Origin of the sequence: Corynebacterium sp. HMSC066C02, assembly GCF_001814945.1 — a bacterium.
GTDB lineage: Bacteria > Actinomycetota > Actinomycetes > Mycobacteriales > Mycobacteriaceae > Corynebacterium > Corynebacterium aurimucosum.
Genome location: NZ_KV818446.1, coordinates 105,005 through 126,813, shown reverse-complemented (window position 1 = coordinate 126,813; position 21,809 = coordinate 105,005). Strand labels below are relative to the sequence as shown.

General features: G+C 61.0%; 19 protein-coding genes. All 19 read left to right on the top strand.

The genetic code is table 11. From position 1 onward, the window contains the following. The first annotated feature begins 28 nt into the window (after positions 1 to 28). The 19 genes from carB (at position 29) to rapZ (ending at position 21,786) form a co-directional block, all read left to right on the top strand. Complete coding sequence (gene carB, locus HMPREF2996_RS04470) at positions 29 to 3,370, top strand: carbamoyl-phosphate synthase large subunit (RefSeq protein WP_070730298.1); 3,342 nt, start codon at positions 29 to 31, stop codon at positions 3,368 to 3,370. Beyond that, positions 3,354 to 4,202, top strand: a complete 849-nt coding sequence (pyrF, locus tag HMPREF2996_RS04465) for an orotidine-5'-phosphate decarboxylase (RefSeq protein WP_070730295.1) — start codon at positions 3,354 to 3,356, stop codon at positions 4,200 to 4,202. The genes carB and pyrF overlap by 17 nt, the downstream gene beginning before the upstream one ends. Positions 4,203 to 4,472: 270 nt before the next feature. Beyond that, positions 4,473 to 4,793 (top strand): integration host factor, actinobacterial type, encoded by a 321-nt coding sequence (mihF, locus tag HMPREF2996_RS04460; RefSeq protein WP_010186801.1) that lies wholly within the window; start codon positions 4,473 to 4,475, stop codon positions 4,791 to 4,793. Positions 4,794 to 4,801: 8 nt separating this feature from the next. Then, positions 4,802 to 5,371 (top strand): guanylate kinase, encoded by a 570-nt coding sequence (gene gmk, locus HMPREF2996_RS04455; protein ID WP_070444933.1) that lies wholly within the window; start codon positions 4,802 to 4,804, stop codon positions 5,369 to 5,371. Positions 5,372 to 5,409: 38 nt separating this feature from the next. Next, positions 5,410 to 5,712, top strand: a complete 303-nt coding sequence (rpoZ, locus tag HMPREF2996_RS04450) for a DNA-directed RNA polymerase subunit omega (RefSeq protein ID WP_010186799.1) — start codon at positions 5,410 to 5,412, stop codon at positions 5,710 to 5,712. 163 nt (positions 5,713 to 5,875) lie between these two features. Then, complete coding sequence (coaBC, locus tag HMPREF2996_RS04445; protein WP_070730293.1) at positions 5,876 to 7,135, top strand: bifunctional phosphopantothenoylcysteine decarboxylase/phosphopantothenate--cysteine ligase CoaBC; 1,260 nt, start codon at positions 5,876 to 5,878, stop codon at positions 7,133 to 7,135. Between the two features lie 115 nt (positions 7,136 to 7,250). After that, positions 7,251 to 8,474: a methionine adenosyltransferase gene (gene metK, locus HMPREF2996_RS04440; RefSeq protein WP_070444927.1), complete on the top strand. Its 1,224-nt coding sequence runs from the start codon at positions 7,251 to 7,253 to the stop codon at positions 8,472 to 8,474. Between the two features lie 11 nt (positions 8,475 to 8,485). Further along, positions 8,486 to 10,528 carry a primosomal protein N' gene (locus HMPREF2996_RS04435; RefSeq protein ID WP_070730291.1) on the top strand — a complete coding sequence of 681 codons (2,043 nt, stop codon included), beginning with the start codon at positions 8,486 to 8,488 and terminating at the stop codon, positions 10,526 to 10,528. A gap of 95 nt (positions 10,529 to 10,623) precedes the next feature. Continuing rightward, positions 10,624 to 11,133: a peptide deformylase gene (gene def / locus HMPREF2996_RS04430; RefSeq protein WP_070643449.1), complete on the top strand. Its 510-nt coding sequence runs from the start codon at positions 10,624 to 10,626 to the stop codon at positions 11,131 to 11,133. A gap of 89 nt (positions 11,134 to 11,222) precedes the next feature. Further along, positions 11,223 to 12,221 (top strand): methionyl-tRNA formyltransferase, encoded by a 999-nt coding sequence (gene fmt, locus HMPREF2996_RS04425; RefSeq protein WP_070730289.1) that lies wholly within the window; start codon positions 11,223 to 11,225, stop codon positions 12,219 to 12,221. Continuing rightward, positions 12,218 to 13,816, top strand: coding sequence for an RsmB/NOP family class I SAM-dependent RNA methyltransferase (locus tag HMPREF2996_RS04420; RefSeq protein WP_070444916.1), 1,599 nt, complete (start codon positions 12,218 to 12,220; stop codon positions 13,814 to 13,816). The genes fmt and HMPREF2996_RS04420 overlap by 4 nt, the downstream gene beginning before the upstream one ends. Before the next feature lie 28 nt (positions 13,817 to 13,844). Beyond that, positions 13,845 to 14,522: a ribulose-phosphate 3-epimerase gene (rpe, locus tag HMPREF2996_RS04415; protein ID WP_070444913.1), complete on the top strand. Its 678-nt coding sequence runs from the start codon at positions 13,845 to 13,847 to the stop codon at positions 14,520 to 14,522. Next, on the top strand, positions 14,519 to 15,547 hold the full coding sequence (gene ribD, locus HMPREF2996_RS04410) for a bifunctional diaminohydroxyphosphoribosylaminopyrimidine deaminase/5-amino-6-(5-phosphoribosylamino)uracil reductase RibD (RefSeq protein ID WP_083313779.1): 1,029 nt from the start codon (positions 14,519 to 14,521) through the stop codon (positions 15,545 to 15,547). The genes rpe and ribD overlap by 4 nt, the downstream gene beginning before the upstream one ends. A gap of 96 nt (positions 15,548 to 15,643) precedes the next feature. Then, positions 15,644 to 16,282, top strand: a complete 639-nt coding sequence (locus tag HMPREF2996_RS04405) for a riboflavin synthase (RefSeq protein ID WP_070710604.1) — start codon at positions 15,644 to 15,646, stop codon at positions 16,280 to 16,282. Between the two features lie 11 nt (positions 16,283 to 16,293). Continuing rightward, positions 16,294 to 17,556, top strand: coding sequence for a bifunctional 3,4-dihydroxy-2-butanone-4-phosphate synthase/GTP cyclohydrolase II (locus HMPREF2996_RS04400; RefSeq protein ID WP_070444907.1), 1,263 nt, complete (start codon positions 16,294 to 16,296; stop codon positions 17,554 to 17,556). A 49-nt stretch (positions 17,557 to 17,605) separates the two neighbouring features. After that, complete coding sequence (ribH, locus tag HMPREF2996_RS04395) at positions 17,606 to 18,088, top strand: 6,7-dimethyl-8-ribityllumazine synthase (RefSeq protein WP_070444904.1); 483 nt, start codon at positions 17,606 to 17,608, stop codon at positions 18,086 to 18,088. 201 nt (positions 18,089 to 18,289) lie between these two features. Continuing rightward, on the top strand, positions 18,290 to 18,796 hold the full coding sequence (locus HMPREF2996_RS04390) for a PH domain-containing protein (RefSeq protein WP_236659274.1): 507 nt from the start codon (positions 18,290 to 18,292) through the stop codon (positions 18,794 to 18,796). Continuing rightward, entirely contained in the window at positions 18,796 to 20,850 is a 2,055-nt protein-coding gene (gene uvrC / locus HMPREF2996_RS04385; protein ID WP_070710605.1) for an excinuclease ABC subunit UvrC, read from the top strand. The genes HMPREF2996_RS04390 and uvrC overlap by 1 nt, the downstream gene beginning before the upstream one ends. 54 nt (positions 20,851 to 20,904) lie before the next feature. After that, positions 20,905 to 21,786, top strand: coding sequence for an RNase adapter RapZ (gene rapZ, locus HMPREF2996_RS04380; protein WP_070643459.1), 882 nt, complete (start codon positions 20,905 to 20,907; stop codon positions 21,784 to 21,786). Positions 21,787 to 21,809: the final 23 nt, after the last annotated feature.

Genomic DNA, 21,809 nt, shown 5'->3' with positions numbered 1-21,809 from the left:
CGCAACCAGGAAAAGGAAGAAGAAACACATGCCAAAGCGCAACGACATCAATCACGTCCTGGTTATCGGCTCCGGTCCGATTGTTATTGGTCAGGCCTGCGAGTTCGACTACTCCGGCACCCAAGCCTGCCGCGTGCTCAAGGAGGAAGGCCTGCGCGTCACGCTGGTTAACTCCAACCCGGCAACGATCATGACGGACCCGGAGTTCGCCGACCACACCTATGTGGAGCCCATCGAGCCCGAGTTCATCGAGAAGATCTTCCAGAAGGAAAAGGAAGAGGGCAACCCCATCGACGCCGTGCTGGCAACCCTGGGCGGCCAGACCGCTCTGAACGCCGCGGTACAGTTGGACCGCCTGGGCATCCTCAAGAAGTACGATATCGAGCTCATCGGTGCTGATATCGACGCCATTGAGCGCGGCGAGGATCGTCAGAAATTCAAGGACATCGTGGCCTCCATCGGTGGCGAATCCGCGCGCTCCCGTGTTTGCCACACGATGGAGGAGGTCCACGAGACCGTTTCCGAGCTTGGCCTCCCGGTCGTTGTACGCCCATCGTTTACCATGGGCGGCCTGGGCTCCGGCTTGGCCTTTAACGAAGAGGACCTTGAGCGCATTGCCGGCGGTGGCTTGGCTGCCTCGCCCGAGGCGAACGTCCTCATCGAGGAGTCCATCCTGGGCTGGAAGGAGTTCGAGCTCGAGCTCATGCGTGACGGCGATGATAACGTTGTGGTCATCGCTTCCATCGAGAACGTCGACGCCCTCGGCGTCCACACCGGTGACTCCGTGACCGTGGCCCCGGCATTGACCCTCACTGACCGCGAGTACCAGAAGATGCGCGACCAGGGTATCGCCATCATCCGCGAGGTCGGCGTCGACACCGGCGGCTGCAATATCCAGTTCGCTGTAAACCCGGATGACGGCCGCATCATCACCATTGAGATGAACCCGCGCGTGTCCCGCTCCTCCGCGCTGGCCTCTAAGGCCACCGGTTTCCCGATTGCCAAGCTGGCAGCCAAGCTGGCGATTGGCTACACCCTGGATGAGGTACGCAACGACATCACTGGCGTGACCCCGGCGGCCTTCGAGCCGACTCTGGACTACGTCATCGTCAAGGCCCCGCGCTTTGCTTTTGAGAAGTTCCCGGGCGCCGATGACACTCTGACCACCACGATGAAGTCTGTGGGCGAGGCCATGGGTATCGGCCGCAACTATATTTCCGGCCTGAACAAGGTCATGCGCTCGCTGGAGGGCAAGCCTTCTGGTTTCTGGACCAAGCCGGATGAGTACTTCGCTGGGGAGCGCGTAACGGACGTGGAGGCCGTTCTCAAGGACCTGGAGCGTCCGACCGAGGGCCGCATCTACGATGTCGAGCTGGCTCTGCGTCTCGGTGCCACGGTGGAGCAGTTGCACGAGCACTCGCACATCGACCCGTGGTTCCTCGCCGAGCTTGAGGCGCTTGTTGAGTTCCGCGAGGAGCTCGTGAGCGCGCCAGTCCTGGACGCTGAATTACTGCGCCGCGCTAAGGTCTTTGGCCTGTCCGACGCCCAGATCGCGGCTCTTCGCCCAGAGTTCGCCGGTGAGGATGGCGTGCGCTCCCTGCGCTGGTCTTTGGGCATTCGCCCGGTGTACAAGACCGTTGATACTTGTGCGGGCGAGTTTGAAGCCCAGACCCCGTACCACTACAGCGCTTATGAAATGGACCCGAACGCTGAGTCCGAGGTGCGCGAGAGCAGCGAGAAGACCAAGGGCAAGGTCATCATCTTAGGCTCCGGCCCGAACCGTATTGGCCAGGGCATCGAGTTTGATTACTCCTGCGTGCACGCCGCCCTCGAGCTTTCCCGTGAGGGCTACGAGACGGTCATGGTTAACTGCAACCCGGAGACGGTGTCGACTGACTATGACACCGCCGATCGTCTCTACTTCGAGCCGCTGACCTTCGAGGATGTCATGGAGGTTTACCACGCGGAGGCCGCTTGTGGTGAAGTTGCCGGCGTCATCGTTCAGCTGGGTGGCCAAACCCCGCTGGGCCTGGCTGAGCGCCTAACGGCTGCCGGCGTTCCGGTCGTGGGAACCTCGGCCGCTGCCATCGACTTGGCCGAGGACCGCGGTGAATTCGGCAAGGTGCTTGCCGAAGCCGAGCTGCCTGCACCGGCCTTCGGCACCGCTACCTCCTTTGAGGAGGCCCGCCAGGTCGCTTCGAATATCGGCTATCCGGTGCTGGTCCGCCCGTCCTACGTGCTGGGTGGCCGCGGCATGGAGATCGTCTACGACGAGGATTCGCTGCGCGATTACATCGAGCGCGCTACCGAGATCACCTCGGATCACCCAGTCTTGGTCGACCGTTTCCTAGATAACGCCATTGAGATCGACGTCGACGCGCTGTGTGACGGCGAGGAGGTCTACCTCGGCGGAGTCATGGAGCACATCGAGGAAGCAGGTATCCACTCCGGTGACTCCTCCTGTGCGCTGCCGCCGATGACGCTGGGGCCGGAGGATATTGAGAAGGTGCGGGAGTCGACGCGTCGCCTAGCGCACGGCATCGGCGTCAAGGGCCTGATGAACGTTCAGTACGCCCTGAAGGATGACACTCTCTATGTCATCGAGGCCAACCCGCGTGCCTCCCGTACCGTGCCCTTCGTCTCCAAGGCCACCGGCGTGCCGCTGGCTAAGGCTGCCGCACGCGTCATGCTGGGTGCATCCATTGCGGAGCTGCGCGAGGAAGGCATCATTCCGTCCACTTACGACGGTGGTTCCCTGCCGCTGGAGCACCCGATTGCGGTCAAGGAAGCCGTGCTGCCGTTTAACCGCTTCCGTCGCCCCGACGGCCAGCTGCTGGATACCTTGCTTTCTCCAGAGATGAAGTCCACCGGCGAGGTGATGGGCTTGGCTGATAACTTCGGTGCCGCCTATGCCAAGGGTGAGATGGCCGCCTTCGGTGAGCTGCCCACCGAGGGCACCGTGTTCGTCTCCGTGGCCAACCGCGATAAGCGCACCCTTATCTTCCCGATTCAGCGCCTGGCCTACATGGGCTACACCATCGTGGCCACTGCCGGTACCGCGCAGATGTTGCGCCGCAACGGCGTCGAGTGCGAGGTGGCCCGGAAGGTCTCGGAAGCTGGGGGGGGTGAGGAGTCCATCGTGGACCAGATCCTCGGCGGCAAGGTCGACCTCATCCTCAACACCCCGGCAGGCTCCGCCGGCGCCCGTCACGATGGCTATGACATCCGCGCCGCTGCGGTATCCGTGGGTGTTCCACTGGTGACCACCGTCCAAGGCGTGACCGCAGCCGTGCAGGGCATCGAAGCCCTGCGCCGCGGAGACCTCAAGGTACGCGCGCTGCAGGAGCTTAAGCATGACCCAGCCAACTAGGACGACGCCGTCTTTCGGCGAGCGCCTCGTGGCAGCCGGTGCGGAGCGCGGGCGCCTGTGCGTGGGCATCGACCCCCACCCGCACTTGCTGGAAGCCTGGGGCCTGTCGGTTGATGTGGATGGTCTGCGCACGTTTACGCTGCGCTGTGTAGAGGCTTTCGCGGAGACCGCGGCGGTGGTGAAGCCGCAGGTGGCCTTCTTTGAGCGTTTCGGTTCGCGCGGCTTCGCAGTACTCGAGGAGGCCCTCGCGGGGCTCCGCGAGCAGGGCTGTCTGAGCCTAGCGGACGCGAAGCGCGGAGACATCGGTTCCACCATGGCGGGCTACGCGCAAGCCTGGCTAGGGGAGGACTCGCCGCTGCGTTCTGATGCTGTGACGGTCTCGCCCTACCTTGGTGTGGGCGCTTTGAGTCCAGTCTTCGACCTAGCGGAGGACACTGGAGGAGGGGTCTTTGTCCTTGCGGCGACCTCCAACCCGGAGGCCGTGGCGTTGCAGTCGTTGAGTGTCGACGGCCGCAGCCTGGCGCAACGAGTCGTCGATGAGCTTGCGCAGCGCAATGCGTCTGCGGCTGGGCCAGACAACACCGTGGGTGCTCTCGGCGTGGTCGTGGGCGCGACGTTGGAGGCTCCGCCTGCATTAGACCAATTAAACGGTCCAGTGCTGCTGCCGGGAGTCGGCGCCCAGGGCGCGACGCCGGCAGATGTTAGGCAACTTACCGCAGCGGCGCCTGAACTGGGCTTTGCTAACGTCTCCAGGGCCATTCTTTCGCAGGGGCCTAATGTCTCTGACCTGCGGAAAGCCGTAGTGGATACGGCGGCGGAGTTCCGGGACTAATACTCAGACCAGGTAGCGGCGTGCTGGATTAACAGGAGCGCTGTTTACCTGGTATTTTGTTTAAGGCATGTGCGTTGACGTGCAGGAACCTTTAAATGAAAGGGGCCGCGTTGCGTCACCGCGTACAGACCAGTGCTAGGATTGCCAGAAGTCGGTTCGTGGAGGTAGCAAAAGCTATCCCGCGCTGGGGAAATCTTCCCACCGTGAGCCGAGATTCTGGTGCTAGCCATCAGATGACAATGTTCGTACTAATGAAATCGGAGGAAACCCGTGGCCCTTCCCAAGTTGACAGATGAGCAGCGCAAAGAAGCTCTCGCAAAGGCCGCTGAGGCCCGCAAGGCTCGCGCTGAGCTCAAGGCTGCGTTGAAGCGCGGCGAGACCAACCTGCAGGAAGTTCTGGAGAAGGCCGAGACCGACGAGATCATCGGCAAGACCAAGGTCTCCGCTCTCCTCGAGGCTCTGCCGAAGGTTGGCAAGGTCAAGGCCAAGGAAATCATGGAGGACCTGGAGATTGCTCAGACCCGTCGCCTGCGCGGCCTGGGTGACCGTCAGCGCCGCGCCCTGCTCGAGCGTTTCGGCTACGGCGAGTAATTAACACAATGGCTGACGAAACTGCACGCGGGCGCCTGGTCGTTCTGGCCGGGCCGTCCGCTGTGGGTAAGTCCACTGTGGTTTCGCGCCTGCGTGATGATGTTGACAACCTCTACTTCAGCGTCTCAATGACGACGCGCCAACCCCGCCCCGGCGAGACTGATGGGGTGGATTACTTCTTTGTCTCCCCGGAGGCTTTCCAAGAACACATTGACGCCGGTGACATGCTCGAATGGGCTGAGATCCACGGTGGTTTGCAGCGCTCCGGGACGCCGGCTCAGCCGGTGCAGGAAGCGATGGTGGCCGGCCGTCCGGTGTTGGTGGAGGTTGATCTTGCAGGCGCCCGCAACGTGAAGGCGGCGATGCCGGAGGCGGAAACCGTGTTTCTCGCCCCACCATCCTGGGAAGTTCTGGTTGAGCGCCTAACTGGGCGCGGGACCGAACCGCAGGATGTCATTGACCGCAGACTGCATACTGCAGAGACGGAACTTGCCGCGCAAAAGGAATTCGACCACATCGTTGTGAATGAAGATCTCGATGAGGCCGTTGCTGCAATTAGTGCTATCCTGCGTGGATAGACCACGATTTTGACCATCTACCAACAGTAAAGGTGCATGTGACCAACGTGACCACACCTGCCAATTCTGAGGCCGTGAAGCCGGAGCCAGTATTCGATCCGCCGACGGGTATTACCGATCCGCCGATTGATGAACTGCTGGGCAAGGTCTCGTCCAAGTACGCTCTGGTGATTTTCGCTGCGAAGCGCGCACGCCAGATCAACAGCTACTACCAGGAACAGGATGAAGGCGTCTTCGAGTTCGTCGGACCACTGGTAACCCCGGAACCGGGTGAGAAGCCGCTGTCCATCGCCCTCCGCGAGATTGACGCGGGCCTGCTGGACCACGAGGAAGGCAACTAGCCTGCTCATCGTGAAGGCAACAAGGCAGCTTCTTAAAGTGCCTTAGCGCCATTCTGAATCTAAACCCACCCAAGTGTCTCTCTAGGCGCTTCGGTGGGTTTGCTGTGTCTTGGGTACTATCGGCCGAGTGAAGGACGTACAGAAAACCCCAGATAGTTCAGAGTTGAGACCTGCGTCGACCAAGCCCGCAGGGGGCCGCCGAATCCTTATCGGCGTGGCAGGCGGCATTGCTGCCTATAAGGCGTGTCACCTTATTCGGGATTTTAAAGAACAGGGCGATGATGTCCGCGTCGTTCCCACGGAGGCCGCATTGAACTTCGTTGGGGCGGCCACCTTCGAAGCTTTGTCAGGACACCCGGTCTCCACAACCGTCTTTGATGCCGTGGATGAGGTCCAACACGTTTCCTTGGGGCAGCAGGCTGATGCAGTCGTCATCGCTCCTGCCACCGCGGATCTTATCGCCCGGTTGGCCTGTGGCCGCGCTGATGATCTTTTGAGCGCTTCCGTGCTGGTTGCTACGTGCCCCGTCATCATTGCCCCCGCCATGCACACGGAGATGTGGCTGAACCCGGCAACCCAGGACAATGTGGCAACGCTCCGCCGGCGCGGTATCACCGTGATGGAGCCGGCGCATGGCCGACTCACCGGCACCGATACGGGTGCCGGCCGCCTGCCGGATCCAGAGCAGATAGCGGAGTTTGCTCGTACGATTATCGCGGGGCATCGCGTGGAGCATGATTGGCAGGGCCGGAAGGTTGTGATCTCTGCCGGAGGTACCCAAGAGAACCTCGATCCAGTGCGGTACCTTGGCAACCGTTCTTCTGGACGCCAGGGTTTTGCCTTGGCGGAGATCGCTGCGCAACGCGGGGCGGATGTCACTATTGTTGCTGGAAACACTGAAGCGCTTCCCATCCCTGCAGGCGCTTCCGTGGTGCGCGTGACATCGACGCGGGATATGCAGGAGGCGATGAATAGCGAAGCTGCCGATGCCGACATCATTATCATGGCCGCGGCTGTTGCCGACTACCGTCCCGCGTCCGTGGCGGATTCGAAGATGAAGAAGGGCGCAGCAGACGAGGACTTGGCCAGCCTTGAGCTCGTGGAGAACCCGGATATACTCAAGGGTCTGGTGCAGCGGCGTGAGAATGGTGAAGTTAAGCGCGAGGCAATCATCGTTGGCTTTGCTGCGGAGACTGGTGATGAGACTACTAGCGTGCTCGAGTATGCCCAGCAGAAGTTTGTGAAGAAGGGCTGCGATGTGCTCATGGCTAATGAGGTCGGAGAGGGCAAGGTCTTTGGCCAAGCCACGAGTGCCGGGTGGATCCTTCGTCGCTCTTCCGACCCAGTGGTGGTTGCCCCGGGCTCAAAGCAAGTTGTGGCCGCACAGATTCTTGATGCGGTGAATGAATTGTTGGAAAAGTAGCGCTCGTTCTTGCAGTTATAGACCGCTTGGTCTACGATGGGGCGGTGTTAACAGCCGAGGCGTGGGTGAGGCGAAGTCCTGCCCACGGCGCGCGGAATTAGTTTAAGGAAGATTTGTGACTGATAAAGCTGCTCAGGCGGTGCGCCTTTTTACTAGCGAATCCGTGACAGAAGGTCATCCGGATAAGATTTGTGACGCGATCTCAGACGCCATTCTTGACGCCCTCCTGGAGGAAGATCCTGACGCCCACGTCGCTGTGGAGACTCTCGTGACGACGGGCCAAGTCCACGTCGTGGGCGAGGTGCGCACCTCCGGTTATGTTGAAATCCCACAGATCGTCCGCAAGACCCTTGTAGAGATCGGTTTTACCTCTTCCGATGTGGGCTTTGATGGCCACACCTGTGGCGTCAACGTGGCCATTGGTGAACAGTCCCAGGAGATCGGGGCCGGCGTCGACGCCTCCACAGAGGTACGTTCGGGGACGTTTGAGGATGATGACCAGTATGGCGCTGGTGATCAGGGCCTCATGTTTGGCTACGCAACGAATGAAACTCCAGAGTTTATGCCGCTGCCGATTTCGACGGCCCACCACCTTTCGCGCCGTCTTACCCACGTCCGCAAGGAAGGTATCGTGCCTTCGCTCCGTCCCGACGGAAAGACTCAGGTCACCTTCGCTTACGACGAAAATGATGTGCCGACGCGCTTGGAGACGATCGTGATCTCCACGCAGCATGATCCGGATGTGACCCAGGAGTGGTTGGCCGAGCAACTTCGCACCCATGTCGTCGAGTGGGTCGTGAACGATGCTGAATTGGGCCAGTACTACACCGAAGATACTGAGCTTCTCATCAACCCATCCGGCTCCTTCATTCTGGGCGGGCCCATGGGTGATGCGGGCTTGACCGGCCGCAAGATCATCGTGGATACCTACGGTGGCATGGCCCGCCACGGTGGCGGTGCGTTCTCCGGTAAAGACCCAAGCAAGGTGGACCGTTCCGCGGCTTATGCTATGCGCTGGGTGGCTAAGAATATCGTGGCCGCTGGCCTGGCTGACCGTGCCGAGGTGCAGGTTGCCTACGCCATTGGACGTGCAAAGCCGGTCGGCCTGTATGTGGAGACCTTCGGCACTGCCCACGAGGGCTTGAGCGACGCTGACATTCAGGCAGCGGTGAATAAGGTCTTCGACCTGCGCCCGGCCGCGATTATTCGCGAGCTCGACCTGCAGCGTCCAATCTATCGTCAGACTGCAGCCTATGGACACTTCGGGCGTACCGATGTCGATCTGCCGTGGGAGGACACCTCGCGAGCCGACAGCCTGCGTCGCGCCGCCGGCCTGTAGAATCGGGCCCTATGCCCAAGAAGACACCCGCCGCCCAGCAACCGGTCGCGCGGGTGTTGCCTTTGTTAGGGGTGGCCCACTTGGACCGAGAATTCGACTACCTCATTGATGAATCGGATTCACAGGCTGCGCAGCCCGGAGTGCGGGTGCGCATCCGCTTCAATGGTCGTCTGGTTGACGCCATCTTGTTGTCGCGGGCTAGCGATTCCGACTATGCGGGTTCGCTTCGTTATATTGATCGCGTCATTTCTCCTTATGCGGTGTACACCCCGACAATGTCAGCGCTCATCGAATCCCTCGCGGCTCGTTATGGCGGCGTGCGCTCCGACATCATTCGCACCGCGATCCCGGCGCGCCACGCCAAGGCCGAAGAAGCAGACGTGGATACGCCGTGGGAGGAACTTGGCACTGCCGAGTATCCGGATCTTTCCGCGTGGTCGGGCTACCAGCACGGGGAGTCCTTCGTAGATTCGATCTTGTCCGGGCACATTGCCCGGGCAGCCTGGCAGATAGCACCCGGGGAAGACTGGGCCGGTGCTTTGGCAGCCCTTGGAACCAGCGTGGCCCTGCAGGGCGGGGGCGTGCTCATGGTCGTCCCCGATCAGCGTGACTTGGATTGCCTAGAGGCGGCGTTTCGCCGTCACGTTTCTGCCAAACAAATCACTGTCCTCGCGCACAGTACTGGGCCCCAGGCCCGTTATCGTCGCTATCTTTCCGCCTTAACTGGTCAAGCACGGATCGTCATCGGTACTCGCTCCGCAGCCTTTGCCCCAGTCAAGGGCCTCAAGCTGGCCGTTGTCCTCAATGACGGCGACGATAATTTGGTGGATAACCTCAAGCCCTATGCCCATTCGAGGGAGGTGCTTAGCACCCGCTCGGCACAGGAAGGCTGCAGCCTTGTCCTCGCCGGCCATGCGCGCACCGCAGAAGCCCAGTTGCTTGTTGAATCGGGGTGGGCCCACGATCTTTTACCTAGCGACACAGCGCTGGAGAAGAGACGCCCCAACATCCTTGCGGTGGGTGCGTACGGGATTAATCTGGCCCGCCACATGCAGGGCGGGACGACGGCTGTCAGCGGCCCGGCATTTCAGGCCACACGTGCGGCGCTCGACCGCGGTGAGCCCGTTCTCGTACAGGTCCCGCGTAAGGGTTATGCGCCGATTTTGGCTTGTGGGCACTGCGCGTCCCCGGCGCGTTGCCGTCATTGCAATGGCCCCTTGGGTCTGCCTTCCGCTGGTGCTTCGAGGGATGAATCGACAGATTCGGCTGCGCTGCCGACGTGCCGGTGGTGTGGGCGCGTTAACGCTCATTATCGGTGCTCCGAATGCGGCTCGCCGCGGCTGCGCGCCATCGTGCTGGGTTCCGAACGCACGGCGGAGGAGATGGGCCGCGCATTTCCCAACACCCGAGTGATTCAGTCGGGCGGATCCACCATCCTCGATGAGATCCCTACCGGTCCCGCGCTGGTTATCGCTACACCGGGCGCGGAACCGCGCATCGCGGAGGGTGGGCACTACGGCGCCGCCCTTTTGGTGGAAACCGGGGCGCTGCTGGGCCGCCAGGATCTGCGAGCCACGGAGGACACTTTGGCCAAGTGGGCGGCTGCTGCGACTCTCGTCGCGCCGGCACGCGACGGCGGTGCGGTGATCGTTGCTGCCGATGAGCAACTGCCACTCGTGGGCTTCTTGAGCCGCTGGGACATGGTGGGAGCTGCAGCAGCGGAATTGCAGGCACGCCGCGAGGTACGCTTTCCACCTGCTGTGCATATGGCGGCCGTCGATGGCGCCGATGCTTCCCTCGATGCGTTTTTGGAGTTGGCGGAACTGCCGGAACATGCGGAGCTTCTCGGGCCCGTCCCGTTGCCGCCGGGAGTGAGCCTGCCAGGTGACTATGATCATGAGCGCGGCGGTGAGCCGCAGCGGCTATTGATTCGTACCCCACTAGGTCCGCGTTCAGAGCTCGGTCAGGCTTTGAGAAGGGCTAATTCCGTGCGCAGTGCACGCAAGGATGTGTTGCCGCTGCGCATCACCGTGGACCCAATCAACATCGGTTAAGGGCTGCGTTCTTTTCACCCCTGGCGGGCGCGCGCTGCTGGAGGTGAACTATTCTCGGTAGCCGACACACTGTTTAGCCCTCGAGGAGTACCACTATGACTGTGCGCGAGGTTCGCCTTTATGGCGATCCGGTCCTGACCACCCGTGCCGAGGAAATCACCGAGTTCGGGCCGTCACTGGAACGCTTGGCCCAGGACATGCTGGAAACCATGGAAGATGCTGGGGGAGTCGGATTAGCCGCCAACCAGATTGGTGTGACCAAGCGCATCTTCGTCTTCGATTGCTCACACTTTCAAAGCGGCCTGCGCGGTGCGGTAATCAACCCAGAGTGGGAAGCGGTTGGGGAGGACATGCAGTTAGGAACTGAGGGCTGCCTGTCCATCCCAGGTATTTCGCAGCCCACCGAAAGATTCTCCACGGTGCGTCTGCGCGGCTACGACCCGCAGGGCCGACCTGTATCGATGTTGGCTTCGGGGCTTATGGCGCGTTGCATACAGCACGAAACAGATCACCTGGATGGTGTCTTGTTCCTCCAGCGCCTGAGCGACGAACTGCGCAAGGAATCTATGAAGACCATCCGCCAAGCGGAGTGGTTTAACTCATAGCCGCGCGCACGCTCTGACGCCAGCGCGGCCCCACATCGATTAAAAATTAGAACCCCAACAACGTGAACTAAGAAAGGCCTGCCTTCACAGTGCGCATTATTTTCGCCGGAACCCCCGAGCCCGCTGTTGTGGCTTTGCAGAAGCTTATCGAGTCCCATCATGAGGTAGCTGCAGTCATCACTCGGCCCGACGCCCGCCGTGGTCGCGGACGCAGCGTGCATCCGAGCCCCGTGAAAGTCCTAGCTGAGGAACACGGCATCGAGGTGCTCACGCCGACCACCCTCAAGCAGGGCACCGTGGACGGCGATGCATTGCGTGCACGGCTAGCAGAGATCGCCCCCGAGGCCATTCCAGTGGTCGCCTACGGAAACCTGATCACCGAGGACCTCTTGAGCCTTCCCAAGCACGGCTGGGTCAACCTGCACTTTTCCCTTCTCCCAGCATGGCGTGGCGCTGCCCCAGTGCAGGCTGCTATTGCTGCGGGAGATGAGCGAACGGGTGCTACAACCTTCCGGATTGATCGAGGCCTGGACACCGGGGATATCTTGGCCACCATGGAAGAGACAATCCGGCCCACTGATACCGCGGATGACCTGCTGACGCGCTTGGCGTATGCCGGCGGTGATCTTCTCGTCGAGACGATGAATGGTTTGGAAGATGGCAGCATCACCCCGCAGCCGCAGGCGGGTGAGGTCACCTACGCGCACAAGATTTCCACGGAAGACGCCCGAATCGATTGGACCGCGCAGGCCGATGTTGTCGATCGCCATATCCGTGCGCATACTCCAGGGCCGGGCGCGTGGACCCTATTGGGGGAGTCGCGCTTAAAGGTAGGCCCGGTCAGCGTCGTGGAGCCAGCAGAACTAGAGGAGCTGCCAGACACTACCGCGTTGACTTCGCTGCAACCGGGCGAAGTACACGTGGCGAAGAAGGAGGTAATGGTCAGTACCGGAAGCGCCCCGGTGCGCCTAGGCCAGATCCAACCGCCCGGCAAAAAGATGATGAATGCCGCCGACTGGGGCCGCGGGCTTTCTAGCCGGGCTTCCCAAGCAGCAGAGGGCGGCCAGGATGAGGTGAAGTTTTCATGAGTGGAGGTTTCCGATCCCGCAGCAAGTCCGGTGATCCGGCAGCTCGCACCGAGCGCGCCGAACAGCAACGCAGCGGTGGACGCAGAACCGCACGTGGCGGTACTAACCGCCAGACTAAAGGAAAGCGAGAGAATCGAGGCGGACAGCGCCAGCACAGCCGCCGGGACCGACAGCCAGCGTCCTTCATGTCCGCAGCGCGGCGCTGCGGAGTCGATGTCCCACGCGCGGTGGCTTTCGAGGTGTTGCAGCGTGTAGAGGCCGATGATGCTTTTGCCAACCTCACGCTGCCAAAGGTAGTAAGTGCGAACAACCTTAGCGGCCGTGATGCAGCCTTCTCGACGGAACTCACCTACGGCACGCTGCGCAGCGAAGGCGTGCTTGATGCGGTTATCGCCGAGTGCGCTTCGCGCGGCCTAGAGGCCATTGCACCTGACGTTCTCATCGCCTTGCGAATGGGCACCTACCAAGTGCTGTACACCCGCGTTGAAGCGCATGCTGCGGTCGATACCACCGTCCGCCTCGTGGAGGCAGCTGGCCACGAAAAGGCCAAGGGCTTTGCCAACGGCATTATGCGCACCATCACCCGCACACCTGCGCAAGGGTGGCTAGACAAGCTTGCTCCAAAGGAAGAGGTCGCGGCTGTGGCCTTCCGCCATGCCCACCCGGAGTGGATTGCCCGCTCTTTCGGACGCGCCTTGGGCCTGCTGGACGCCGCTGGTGAGAGCAAGCTCAACGCCGAACAGACAGCGGAGTTGGAACGCGCACTCGAAGCGGATTCTGAGCGGCCTCTGGTGCATTTGGTAGCGCGGCCCGGCGAAATCTCTGCGGAAGAGCTTGCGCTCATTACCGGTTGTGAGGAAGGGCGTTATTCGCCTTATGCGGTGTATCTTGAGCAGGGTGACCCGGGCTCGCTAGAGCCCGTCCGTCAGAAGTTGGCAGCGGTCCAGGACGAAGGATCACAGCTGATCGCACGCGCAGTGACGGAAGCTGAACTCATCGGCGACGACACCGGACGCTGGTTGGACCTGTGTGCGGGCCCCGGTGGCAAGGCTGCCTTGATGGGTGCCATCGCCCGCATTGAGGGGGCGGAAGTCGATGCCGTAGAAGTCTCTCCGCACCGCGCTACCTTGGTGGAAAAGACCGTGGGAGACCTACCTGTCCGCGTGCATCGGGCGGATGGTCGTGCGCCGGGTCTCGGTGCAGGCTTCGACCGCGTGCTTGTCGACGCCCCCTGTTCCGGCCTGGGTGCGCTCCGTCGCCGCCCAGAGGCTCGCTGGCGCAAGGCCGAGTCCGATATTGCGGAGCTCAACAAACTCCAGAGCGAGCTCCTCGAATCCGCATTAGAGCTCGTTCGTCCCGGTGGTGTTGTGGTGTACTCCACCTGCTCGCCCGATCTGCGAGAGACCCGAGGCATTGTGGATGCGGCCTTGGAGCGCCATGGAGCTGGGACAGAGGCGCGTATCGAGGAGCTGGATGCGCGGGAGGTGCTGCCGGAAATGGGAGACCTCGGCAGCGAGCTCTCCGCCCAAATGTGGCCGCACCGCCACGGAACAGATGCAATGTTTTTCGCCGTCCTCCGCCGAGTAGCGGACTAGCGCCCCGTGAGGGACTAGGCTGAGTGTCATGTCTGCACACTCGTCTGGTCCCATCATTTCCCCATCCATTCTGGCCGCTGATTTCACCCGCTTGGGTGAGGAGGTTCAGGCCGTGGCCAACGCGGATTGGATCCACGTTGACATCATGGATGGTCACTTTGTGCCCAACTTGTCCTTCGGCCCGGATATTACGGCGACGGTGGACGGGATTACCTCGCAGACCCTCGACGTTCACCTCATGATCGAGGAGCCGGAGAAGTGGGTGGAAACCTACGCCAAGGCCGGGGCTGATTGCATCATCTTCCACGTCGAGGCCGTGGCCGATAAGGAAGCGGCCATCGCCTTGGCCCGCAAGATCCGTGACCTAGGGGTGCGCGCGGGCTTCTCCATCAAGCCAGGCACCCCGATTGAGCCCTGGCTGGATGCCTTGGAGCACTTCGACGAGGTTCTCGTCATGTCTGTTGAGCCTGGCTTTGGTGGTCAGAGCTTCATGCCGGATCAGTTGGACAAGGTTCGCACCTTGCGTGCGGCCATTGACGAGCGCGGCCTCGACGTCCTCATCGAAATCGATGGCGGCATTTCTGCCGAGACGATCCGCTCCGCCGCCGAGGCGGGCTGCGATGCCTTCGTGGCGGGATCAGCCATTTACAAGCAGGCGGATAAGGCGGCGGCCATCGAGGAGCTGCGCCGATTGGCTACGCTGTGAACCCACGCCACGATTCTGCTGTCCTTGCGCAAGCGTTACGCCTAGCCATGGAGGCCGGCGAGCAGGTGCGCGGTACAACGAGCCCAAACCCACCGGTGGGAGCAGTCATCCTTGATTCCGCTGGGCAGGTGGTTGGCGTCGGCGCAACCCAGCCCCCGGGCGGACCGCATGCTGAAGTCATGGCGCTGCGCGATGCGGGGGACAAGGCACGCGGTGGAACCGCGGTGGTCACCTTGGAGCCCTGCAATCACACGGGCCGTACTGGTCCCTGCGCGCAGGCGCTTATCGATGCGTCCGTATCCGCTGTCTACTACTTCCACCCGGACCCCACCCCGCAAGCTGGGGGAGGGTCAACCACTCTGCGTCGCGCCGGCATCACCGTGGGACAGCTCTCGGAACCGGCAGAAGGAGCAGATGCGCTGGAGCCGTGGCTGTGCGCCGTTGCACTCGGTCGCCCGCACGTCACGTTGAAGTTCGCACAGAGCCTGGATGGTTTCACCGCCGCAGTGGATGGCAGCAGCCAGTGGATCACGGGGGAGCAGGCCCGCGAGCATGTGCACCGTGACCGAGCTCAGCGCGATGCCATCCTTATCGGAACTGGCACAGCCTTAGCGGATAACCCGTCTTTGACGGCGCGCTGTGCGGATGGTTCCTTGCGCCCGCAGCAACCGCGGCGTGTTGTCATCGGCTCCCGGGATGTGTCTCAAGGAGGACAAACCAACCTTGAGAGACTAGGTTTTGAGCACTATGCCTCTCCACAGGAGGCCCTAGATGAGCTATATGCCACGGGTGCCCGAGATATTCTCGTCGAAGGCGGCGCGGGGCTCGCAACAAGCTTCATGGAGCTAGGTTGTGTCGACCGGATCCAGGCTTATATAGGAAATGTCATCCTCGGTGAAGGCAGGGGTGTTCTCACCAGTGCTGTGTCGTCGAACTTGGCCTGCGCCCAAAGATGGCGGCGTTGCGCGGTTACCGAGCTCGGCGAGGACCTGCTTGTGGAATATCGCAAGGATGAAAAGCTTTGAAAGCTGGGAAACATTGAAAGCTGGCAAGCTTTCAATGGGTAGAAGATTCAAGGGCTAGAAGATTTAGAGTGTTAAAAAGAAAGGGAAGTGCGGTCTATGTTTACCGGACTCGTTGAGGAGATCGGTCACGTCGATAGCGTCGAACCGCAGGGTGATGCGGTGCGCTTGGGTATTGCGGCATCTACAGTATTGAGTGACGCGCAGCTAGGTGATTCCATCGCGGTCAACGGCGTGTGCCTGACCGTGGCTGAGTTAGGAGAAGGGACCTTCATCGCCGATGTCATGAAGGAATCCTTAAACCGTAGCTCTCTCGGCGAGCTCGCGGAGGGCTCGCCGGTTAACCTCGAGCGTGCGGTGCTCCCGACGACGCGTTTGGGCGGCCATATTGTGCAGGGCCACGTCGATGGCACCGGGACCTTGCTGTCCCGCACGCCTTCAGAGCACTGGGAGGTATTGCGCTTTAGTCTGCCGGCTGAGCTGGCGCGCTACGTGGTGGAAAAGGGCTCCATCGCGGTGCAGGGGACCTCCCTGACGGTATCGGCTTTGTCAGTTGGACAGGAAGAGCCCGGTGCGGAAGCCTTCTTTGAAGTCTCACTCATTCCCACCACCCTGCGCGATACCGTCTTTGGTTCCATGAAGCCAGGCGCCCGAGTAAATCTCGAGGTAGACGTGGTTGCCAAGTATGTGGAGAAAATGGTTCACCCTAACGCCCACGGCGCGGGAACAGAGGGATAGAGTTAGTCCTTATGAGCGCTGCAGATTCAGCTTTTAGTTTAGATAGCGTCGACCAAGCCATCGCCGACATCGCGGCCGGCAAGGCAGTCGTCGTCATAGATAATGAGGACCGCGAGAACGAAGGCGACCTCATCTTCGCCGCTGAGCTCGCCACCCCGGAGCTTGTGGCCTTTATGGTGCGCTATAGCTCCGGCTACATTTGCGCGCCGCTGCTCCCGGAAGACTGTGAGCGGTTGAACCTACCTCCAATGCTGGCGGTTAACCAGGACGTGCGCCAGACCGCCTACACCGTGACCGTGGACTTGGCTAATGGCTCGACGGGTATCTCCGCCACCTCGCGCTGCGACACCATTCGGCGCTTGGCTGATCCTTCCTCTGAACCGTCGGAGTTCACACGCCCTGGCCACGTGGTCCCGCTCGCTGCCCGCCCGAATGGTGTGCTCGAACGCGATGGGCATACGGAAGCTGCCATCGACCTGGCCCGGCTGGCCGGTCTGCGCCCTGCCGGCGTGCTGTGTGAAATCGTCTCCGAAGAGGACCCCACGGACATGGCCCGCTCGCCGGAGCTGCGTCGCTTTGCCGACGCTCACGGGCTGACGATGATTTCCATCGAGCAGCTCATCGAGTGGCGTCGTCACAACGAACAACAGGTCCGCCGCGAGGTAGAAACCCGCCTGCCCACCGAGTACGGCGAGTTCCGCGCGGTGGGCTATTCGAGTGACGTCGATAAGCGCGAGCACATCGCCCTCTTCGTCGGTGACGTGGAGAGTTATAGCGGTGCGGAGGATGTGCCCGTTCGTGTCCACTCTGAGTGCCTTACAGGGGACGTCTTTGCCTCTCAGCGCTGTGACTGTGGGCCGCAGCTGCAGGAATCCCTTCGTGCGGTGCAGGAAGCAGGACGCGGGATCGTCATCTACCTGCGCGGACAGGAAGGCCGCGGCATCGGTTTAGTGAATAAACTCAAAGCCTATCGCCTGCAGGACAAGGGAATGGACACCGTTGATGCCAACGTGGAGCAGGGCCTGCCCGAAGATGCCCGCGAGTATTCCGTGGCCGGCCAAATCCTGCGGGATGTAGGCGTGAAGTCCGTGAACCTCTTGACCAATAACCCGCACAAGGGCGAGGGTCTACAGGGCTTTGGCATTGATGCCACCGCACGCACCGCGTTGGCTACCCCCGCGACGGCGGAGAACATCAGCTATCTGCGCACGAAGCGCGACCGGATGGGGCATGATCTGCCACAGGTCGCTGAATGGGACCAGAAGCACTCGTAAGGCATTAAGCCGGAAAATCGAGCTGAAAACTAAAACAAAGGAGCACCCAATGAGCAAGGAAGGCTTGCCAACCCCGAAGAATGTCTCGGGTGAAGGACTCCGCGTCGCGGTTGTCACCGCCACGTGGAACGCCGAGATTTGTGATCAGCTGCATCGTCGAGCACTGGAGACCGCTGAAGCAGCCGGTGCCGTTGTGACCCCGCTGCGCGTTGTGGGCGCTTTGGAGCTCCCCGTAGTGGTCCAGGCCGCGGCGCGCACGCATGACGCCGTGGTGGCACTGGGCTGTGTTGTCCGTGGCGGTACTCCGCACTTTGATTATGTGTGTGATTCCGTCACCCAGGGGCTGACCCGCATCGCGCTCGATGAATCCACTCCGGTGGCTAATGGTGTGCTCACCGTCAACGACTATGATCAAGCAGTTGATCGCGCTGGCTTTGCAGACTCCGCGGAAGATAAAGGTGCAGAGGCCATGCAGGCAGCTTTAGAAACCGTGCACACCTTGCGTACACTGGACGAGTCAAACCTAAAGTAGGCTGCCACGCGCAACCACGGCGCCCTGCATATCAGCACAGAGCCGTGGCCTGCCTCAGCGGAGTGATGAGGAGATGGAAACTCGATGACGGACCCACAGGTGCCCTTGGGCCATGAAGAGCGGGAACAGTCAGCTCACGCCAATTCGTCCTCGCAATCCTTGCGGCCAGCCGCATCGAGCTCTGCGGGGGGCGCACCGCGCATGAGCGAGGAGCAGTTGTTGGCCTATACCAGCGCTGATCCTTTTGCCCAGACCTCATCCAAGCCTTGGGAATATGAAGCGACGTCGCCTTACCTGCGCAAGGTGGCGATCATCTGGATCATCCTCGTCATGGCAGCGCACTTATTTATGGGCTTCACTGTGGGCTTGTCTTTTACCGGCGCAACGGTGACGACTATTGATAAGTTCGCTTTCCCCGGGGTGGGCGTGGTGATTTCGATCCTGTCGTGGTTGGCATTGACTCGGCCGCGACTCCGCGCGAACTCTGATGGGGTAGAGATCCGCAACATTCTAGGAACCCGCTTCTACCCGTGGCAGGTCATCTACGGCCTATCTTTCCCTGAGGGATCACGCATGGCGCGTATTGAGCTGCCTGACTTCGAATACGTGCCGGTTTGGGCCCTGCAGTCAGGTGATAAGCAGAACGTCATCACCAAGGTCCGCTCTTTCCGTGACCTGGAAGCCCGCTACATGCCGCAGGATGACTAGTGGCTGATCCCTCTGAGTACCGCCCCGCGCCCGGAAGCATCCCCACGGATCCGGGCGTTTATAAGTTCCGCGATGAGAACCGCCGCGTCATCTATGTGGGCAAGGCGAAGAACCTGCGCGCGCGGCTATCAAACTACTTCCAGGACATCACCCAACTGCACCCGCGAACCCGCCAGATGGTTCTGACTGCGGCCTCAGTCGAATGGACTGTGGTGGCCAGCGAGGTGGAAGCACTGCAGTTGGAGTACACGTGGATCAAGCGCTTCGATCCACGTTTCAACGTCATGTACCGCGACGATAAAACCTACCCTATGCTCGCGGTATCTGTGGGGGAGACCGTCCCGCGTGCGTTCTTCTATCGCGGCCCACGCCGCAAAGGAGTGCGTTATTTCGGCCCTTATTCCCATGCCTGGGCGGTGCGCGAATCCCTCGATCTTCTGACTCGAATCTTTCCCATGCGCACGTGCGCCAAGGGTGTGTATAACCGTCACGAGCGCTTAGGACGGCCGTGTCTTTTGGGCTACATCGGCAAGTGCGATGCTCCCTGCATTGGCCGCGTCAGCCCCGAGGAACACCGCGAGACGGTCAACCAGCTCATCAGCTTCATGAATGGCAATACCGCCCCGGTGCGCAAGAGGATAACTCAGCGCATGGAGGAGGCGGCGGAGAACCTAGAGTTCGAGTTGGCAGCACGCCTGCGCGATGACCTCGGCGCGATAGACAAATTGATGGAGCAGCAAGCCGTGGTTCTGTCCGATGGGACGGATGCAGACCTCATCGCGTTTAGCTCCGATGAACTTGAAGCGGCGGTGCAGATTTTCCACGTACGTTCGGGCCGCATCCGCGGTCAGCGTGGTTGGGTGGTCGAGCGCTCTGGTGATCAGGCAACGACAGACGTGGTGGAGGAGGGCCAAGCAGATCCGGGTCTGCCGGCACTGATCCAGAACTTCCTCATCCAGTTCTATTCGGATGCCGTCGAGCGTCAGCGCCAAGAGGCTGCCGAGGACGCCAAGTTGGAGCGCAGGGGAGTGGACCAAGAATCCCATGCTGACACACGGCAGGGTAACGCCATTCCTCGCGAGATTCTGGTCCAGGCCCTTCCAGATGAAGCTGACGAAGTCAAGATTGTTCTCGAGGAGTTGCGAGGCGCCCAGATTGACTTGCGCGTCCCGCAGCGCGGCGACAAGCGCGCACTGATGGAGACCGTCGAGAGGAATGCCAAGGAGCAGCTGAAACAGCACAAGCTCAAGCGCGTGGGCGATCTGACTGCCCGGTCCGCAGCACTTCAGGAGCTGCAGGAGGCGCTAGGCATGGATTCCGCGCCGCTGCGCATTGAGTGTACGGATATCTCGCACATTCAAGGTACCGATGTCGTGGCTTCCTTGGTGGTCTTCGAAGATGGCCTGCCACGCAAGTCTGATTACCGCCGCTACCGCATCAAGGAGGCTGCGGGTGATGGACGCTCCAACGATGTCGGTTCCATCGCTGAGGTGACTCGCCGCCGCTTCAAGCATCACCACGATGACAAGCGAGCGGTTCCGGACGAGGAGCTGGAGAACACTACCTTCGCCGAGGAGATGGTGCGCGAAGAGGCGGCGAGCCAGACCAAACGTAGCTCCTACCCACCGCAGCTTTTCATTGTGGATGGAGGCGCACCGCAGGTGGCTGCGGCGCAGGCGGTTTTCGACGAACTCGGCATCGTGGACGTAACCCTCATCGGTCTGGCGAAGCGCCTAGAAGAAGTGTGGGTTCCGGGTGATGATGAACCGGTGATTTTGCCGCGCAATTCGCAAGCGCTCTTTTTGCTCCAGCACCTCCGTGATGAAGCCCACCGTGTCGCCATTTCCTATCACCGCCAGCAGCGCTCGAAGCGTATGCGCTCATCGGTTCTTGATGCCGTTCCGGGCTTGGGGCCCCAGCGTCGTACTGACCTGGTCAAGCACTTCGGTTCGGTGAAGAAGCTCAAAGAAGCCAGCGTGGAAGAGATTGCTGAGGTCAAGGGTTTCGGGCCGAAGTTAGCGCAAACAGTATTTGATCATCTTCACGCTTCCTAAGAAGGCTTGGCTGTCGAGATAATTCCCACCGAGGACTCTGAATAGGTGGTAAGAATGGAAGCCATGACGCTGTTTGATTCCCCACCCATTTTGATCACCGGCATGTCAGGCGGTGGCCTGACGTCGGCGGCTAAAGTGCTGGAGGATAAAGGCTATTACGTAGCCCACAACATTCCCCCCAAGGCAATCGTTGACCTACTCAAGTTGTGCGCGAGCCCGGAATCCCCGGTTTCTAAAATTGCCGCGGTGACCGATGTGCGCTCCCGCTTGTTCCCGGGTTCCTTGGCAGAAACTCTTGATGAACTCGAGCAGTTAGACATGAAACCGACACTGCTTTTCCTCGACGCGCGGGATGATGTGCTCATTCGCCGCTTCGATTCAGTTCGTCGTACGCACCCGCTGCAGGACGGGGAAACCCTCAAGGCGGGCATTCAGCGCGAGCGCGCAGCAGTACAGTCCATCCGTGACCGCGCGGATATCATCATTGATACGACCAATCTGTCTGTCCACGACCTGCGCCGCGCGATCGAGGCCTCTTTCGGCGAGATGGGTCATGAGCTACAGCACGTCACGTTAGAGTCCTTCGGCTTCAAGCATGGCTCCCCGCGTGACGCAGATCTTGTCGTCGATGTCCGCTTCCTTCCCAATCCTTATTGGGTGCCTGAATTGCGGGGATACCGCGGTACTGATGAACCGGTCGCAGACTACGTCCTCTCCCAGGACGCCGCTGAACCCTTCATTGATCACTTCATCACCATGCTTGACTCGATGCTTTCCGGCTACCGGCACGAGGGCAAGAACTTCATTACCGTAGGCATCGGGTGCACCGGTGGGCATCACCGATCTGTGGCCGTTACGGAGGAGATTGCTCGCCGTCTCAGGGAGCGCGGGGATCTGGATGTGAGCACACTGCACCGTGACATCGCCCGGGATTAGGTGCGATAAGATAAAAATTCATT

Coding starts and splice junctions, on each gene's coding strand:
- def (WP_070643449.1), top strand. CDS start 10,624: ATGACTGTGCGCGAGGTTCGCCTTTATGGCGATCCGGTCCTGACCACC.
- HMPREF2996_RS04435 (WP_070730291.1), top strand. CDS start 8,486: ATGCCCAAGAAGACACCCGCCGCCCAGCAACCGGTCGCGCGGGTGTTG.
- rpe (WP_070444913.1), top strand. CDS start 13,845: ATGTCTGCACACTCGTCTGGTCCCATCATTTCCCCATCCATTCTGGCC.
- ribH (WP_070444904.1), top strand. CDS start 17,606: ATGAGCAAGGAAGGCTTGCCAACCCCGAAGAATGTCTCGGGTGAAGGA.
- gmk (WP_070444933.1), top strand. CDS start 4,802: ATGGCTGACGAAACTGCACGCGGGCGCCTGGTCGTTCTGGCCGGGCCG.
- carB (WP_070730298.1), top strand. CDS start 29: ATGCCAAAGCGCAACGACATCAATCACGTCCTGGTTATCGGCTCCGGT.
- HMPREF2996_RS04420 (WP_070444916.1), top strand. CDS start 12,218: ATGAGTGGAGGTTTCCGATCCCGCAGCAAGTCCGGTGATCCGGCAGCT.
- HMPREF2996_RS04390 (WP_236659274.1), top strand. CDS start 18,290: ATGAGCGAGGAGCAGTTGTTGGCCTATACCAGCGCTGATCCTTTTGCC.
- HMPREF2996_RS04405 (WP_070710604.1), top strand. CDS start 15,644: ATGTTTACCGGACTCGTTGAGGAGATCGGTCACGTCGATAGCGTCGAA.
- rapZ (WP_070643459.1), top strand. CDS start 20,905: ATGGAAGCCATGACGCTGTTTGATTCCCCACCCATTTTGATCACCGGC.
- pyrF (WP_070730295.1), top strand. CDS start 3,354: ATGACCCAGCCAACTAGGACGACGCCGTCTTTCGGCGAGCGCCTCGTG.
- HMPREF2996_RS04400 (WP_070444907.1), top strand. CDS start 16,294: ATGAGCGCTGCAGATTCAGCTTTTAGTTTAGATAGCGTCGACCAAGCC.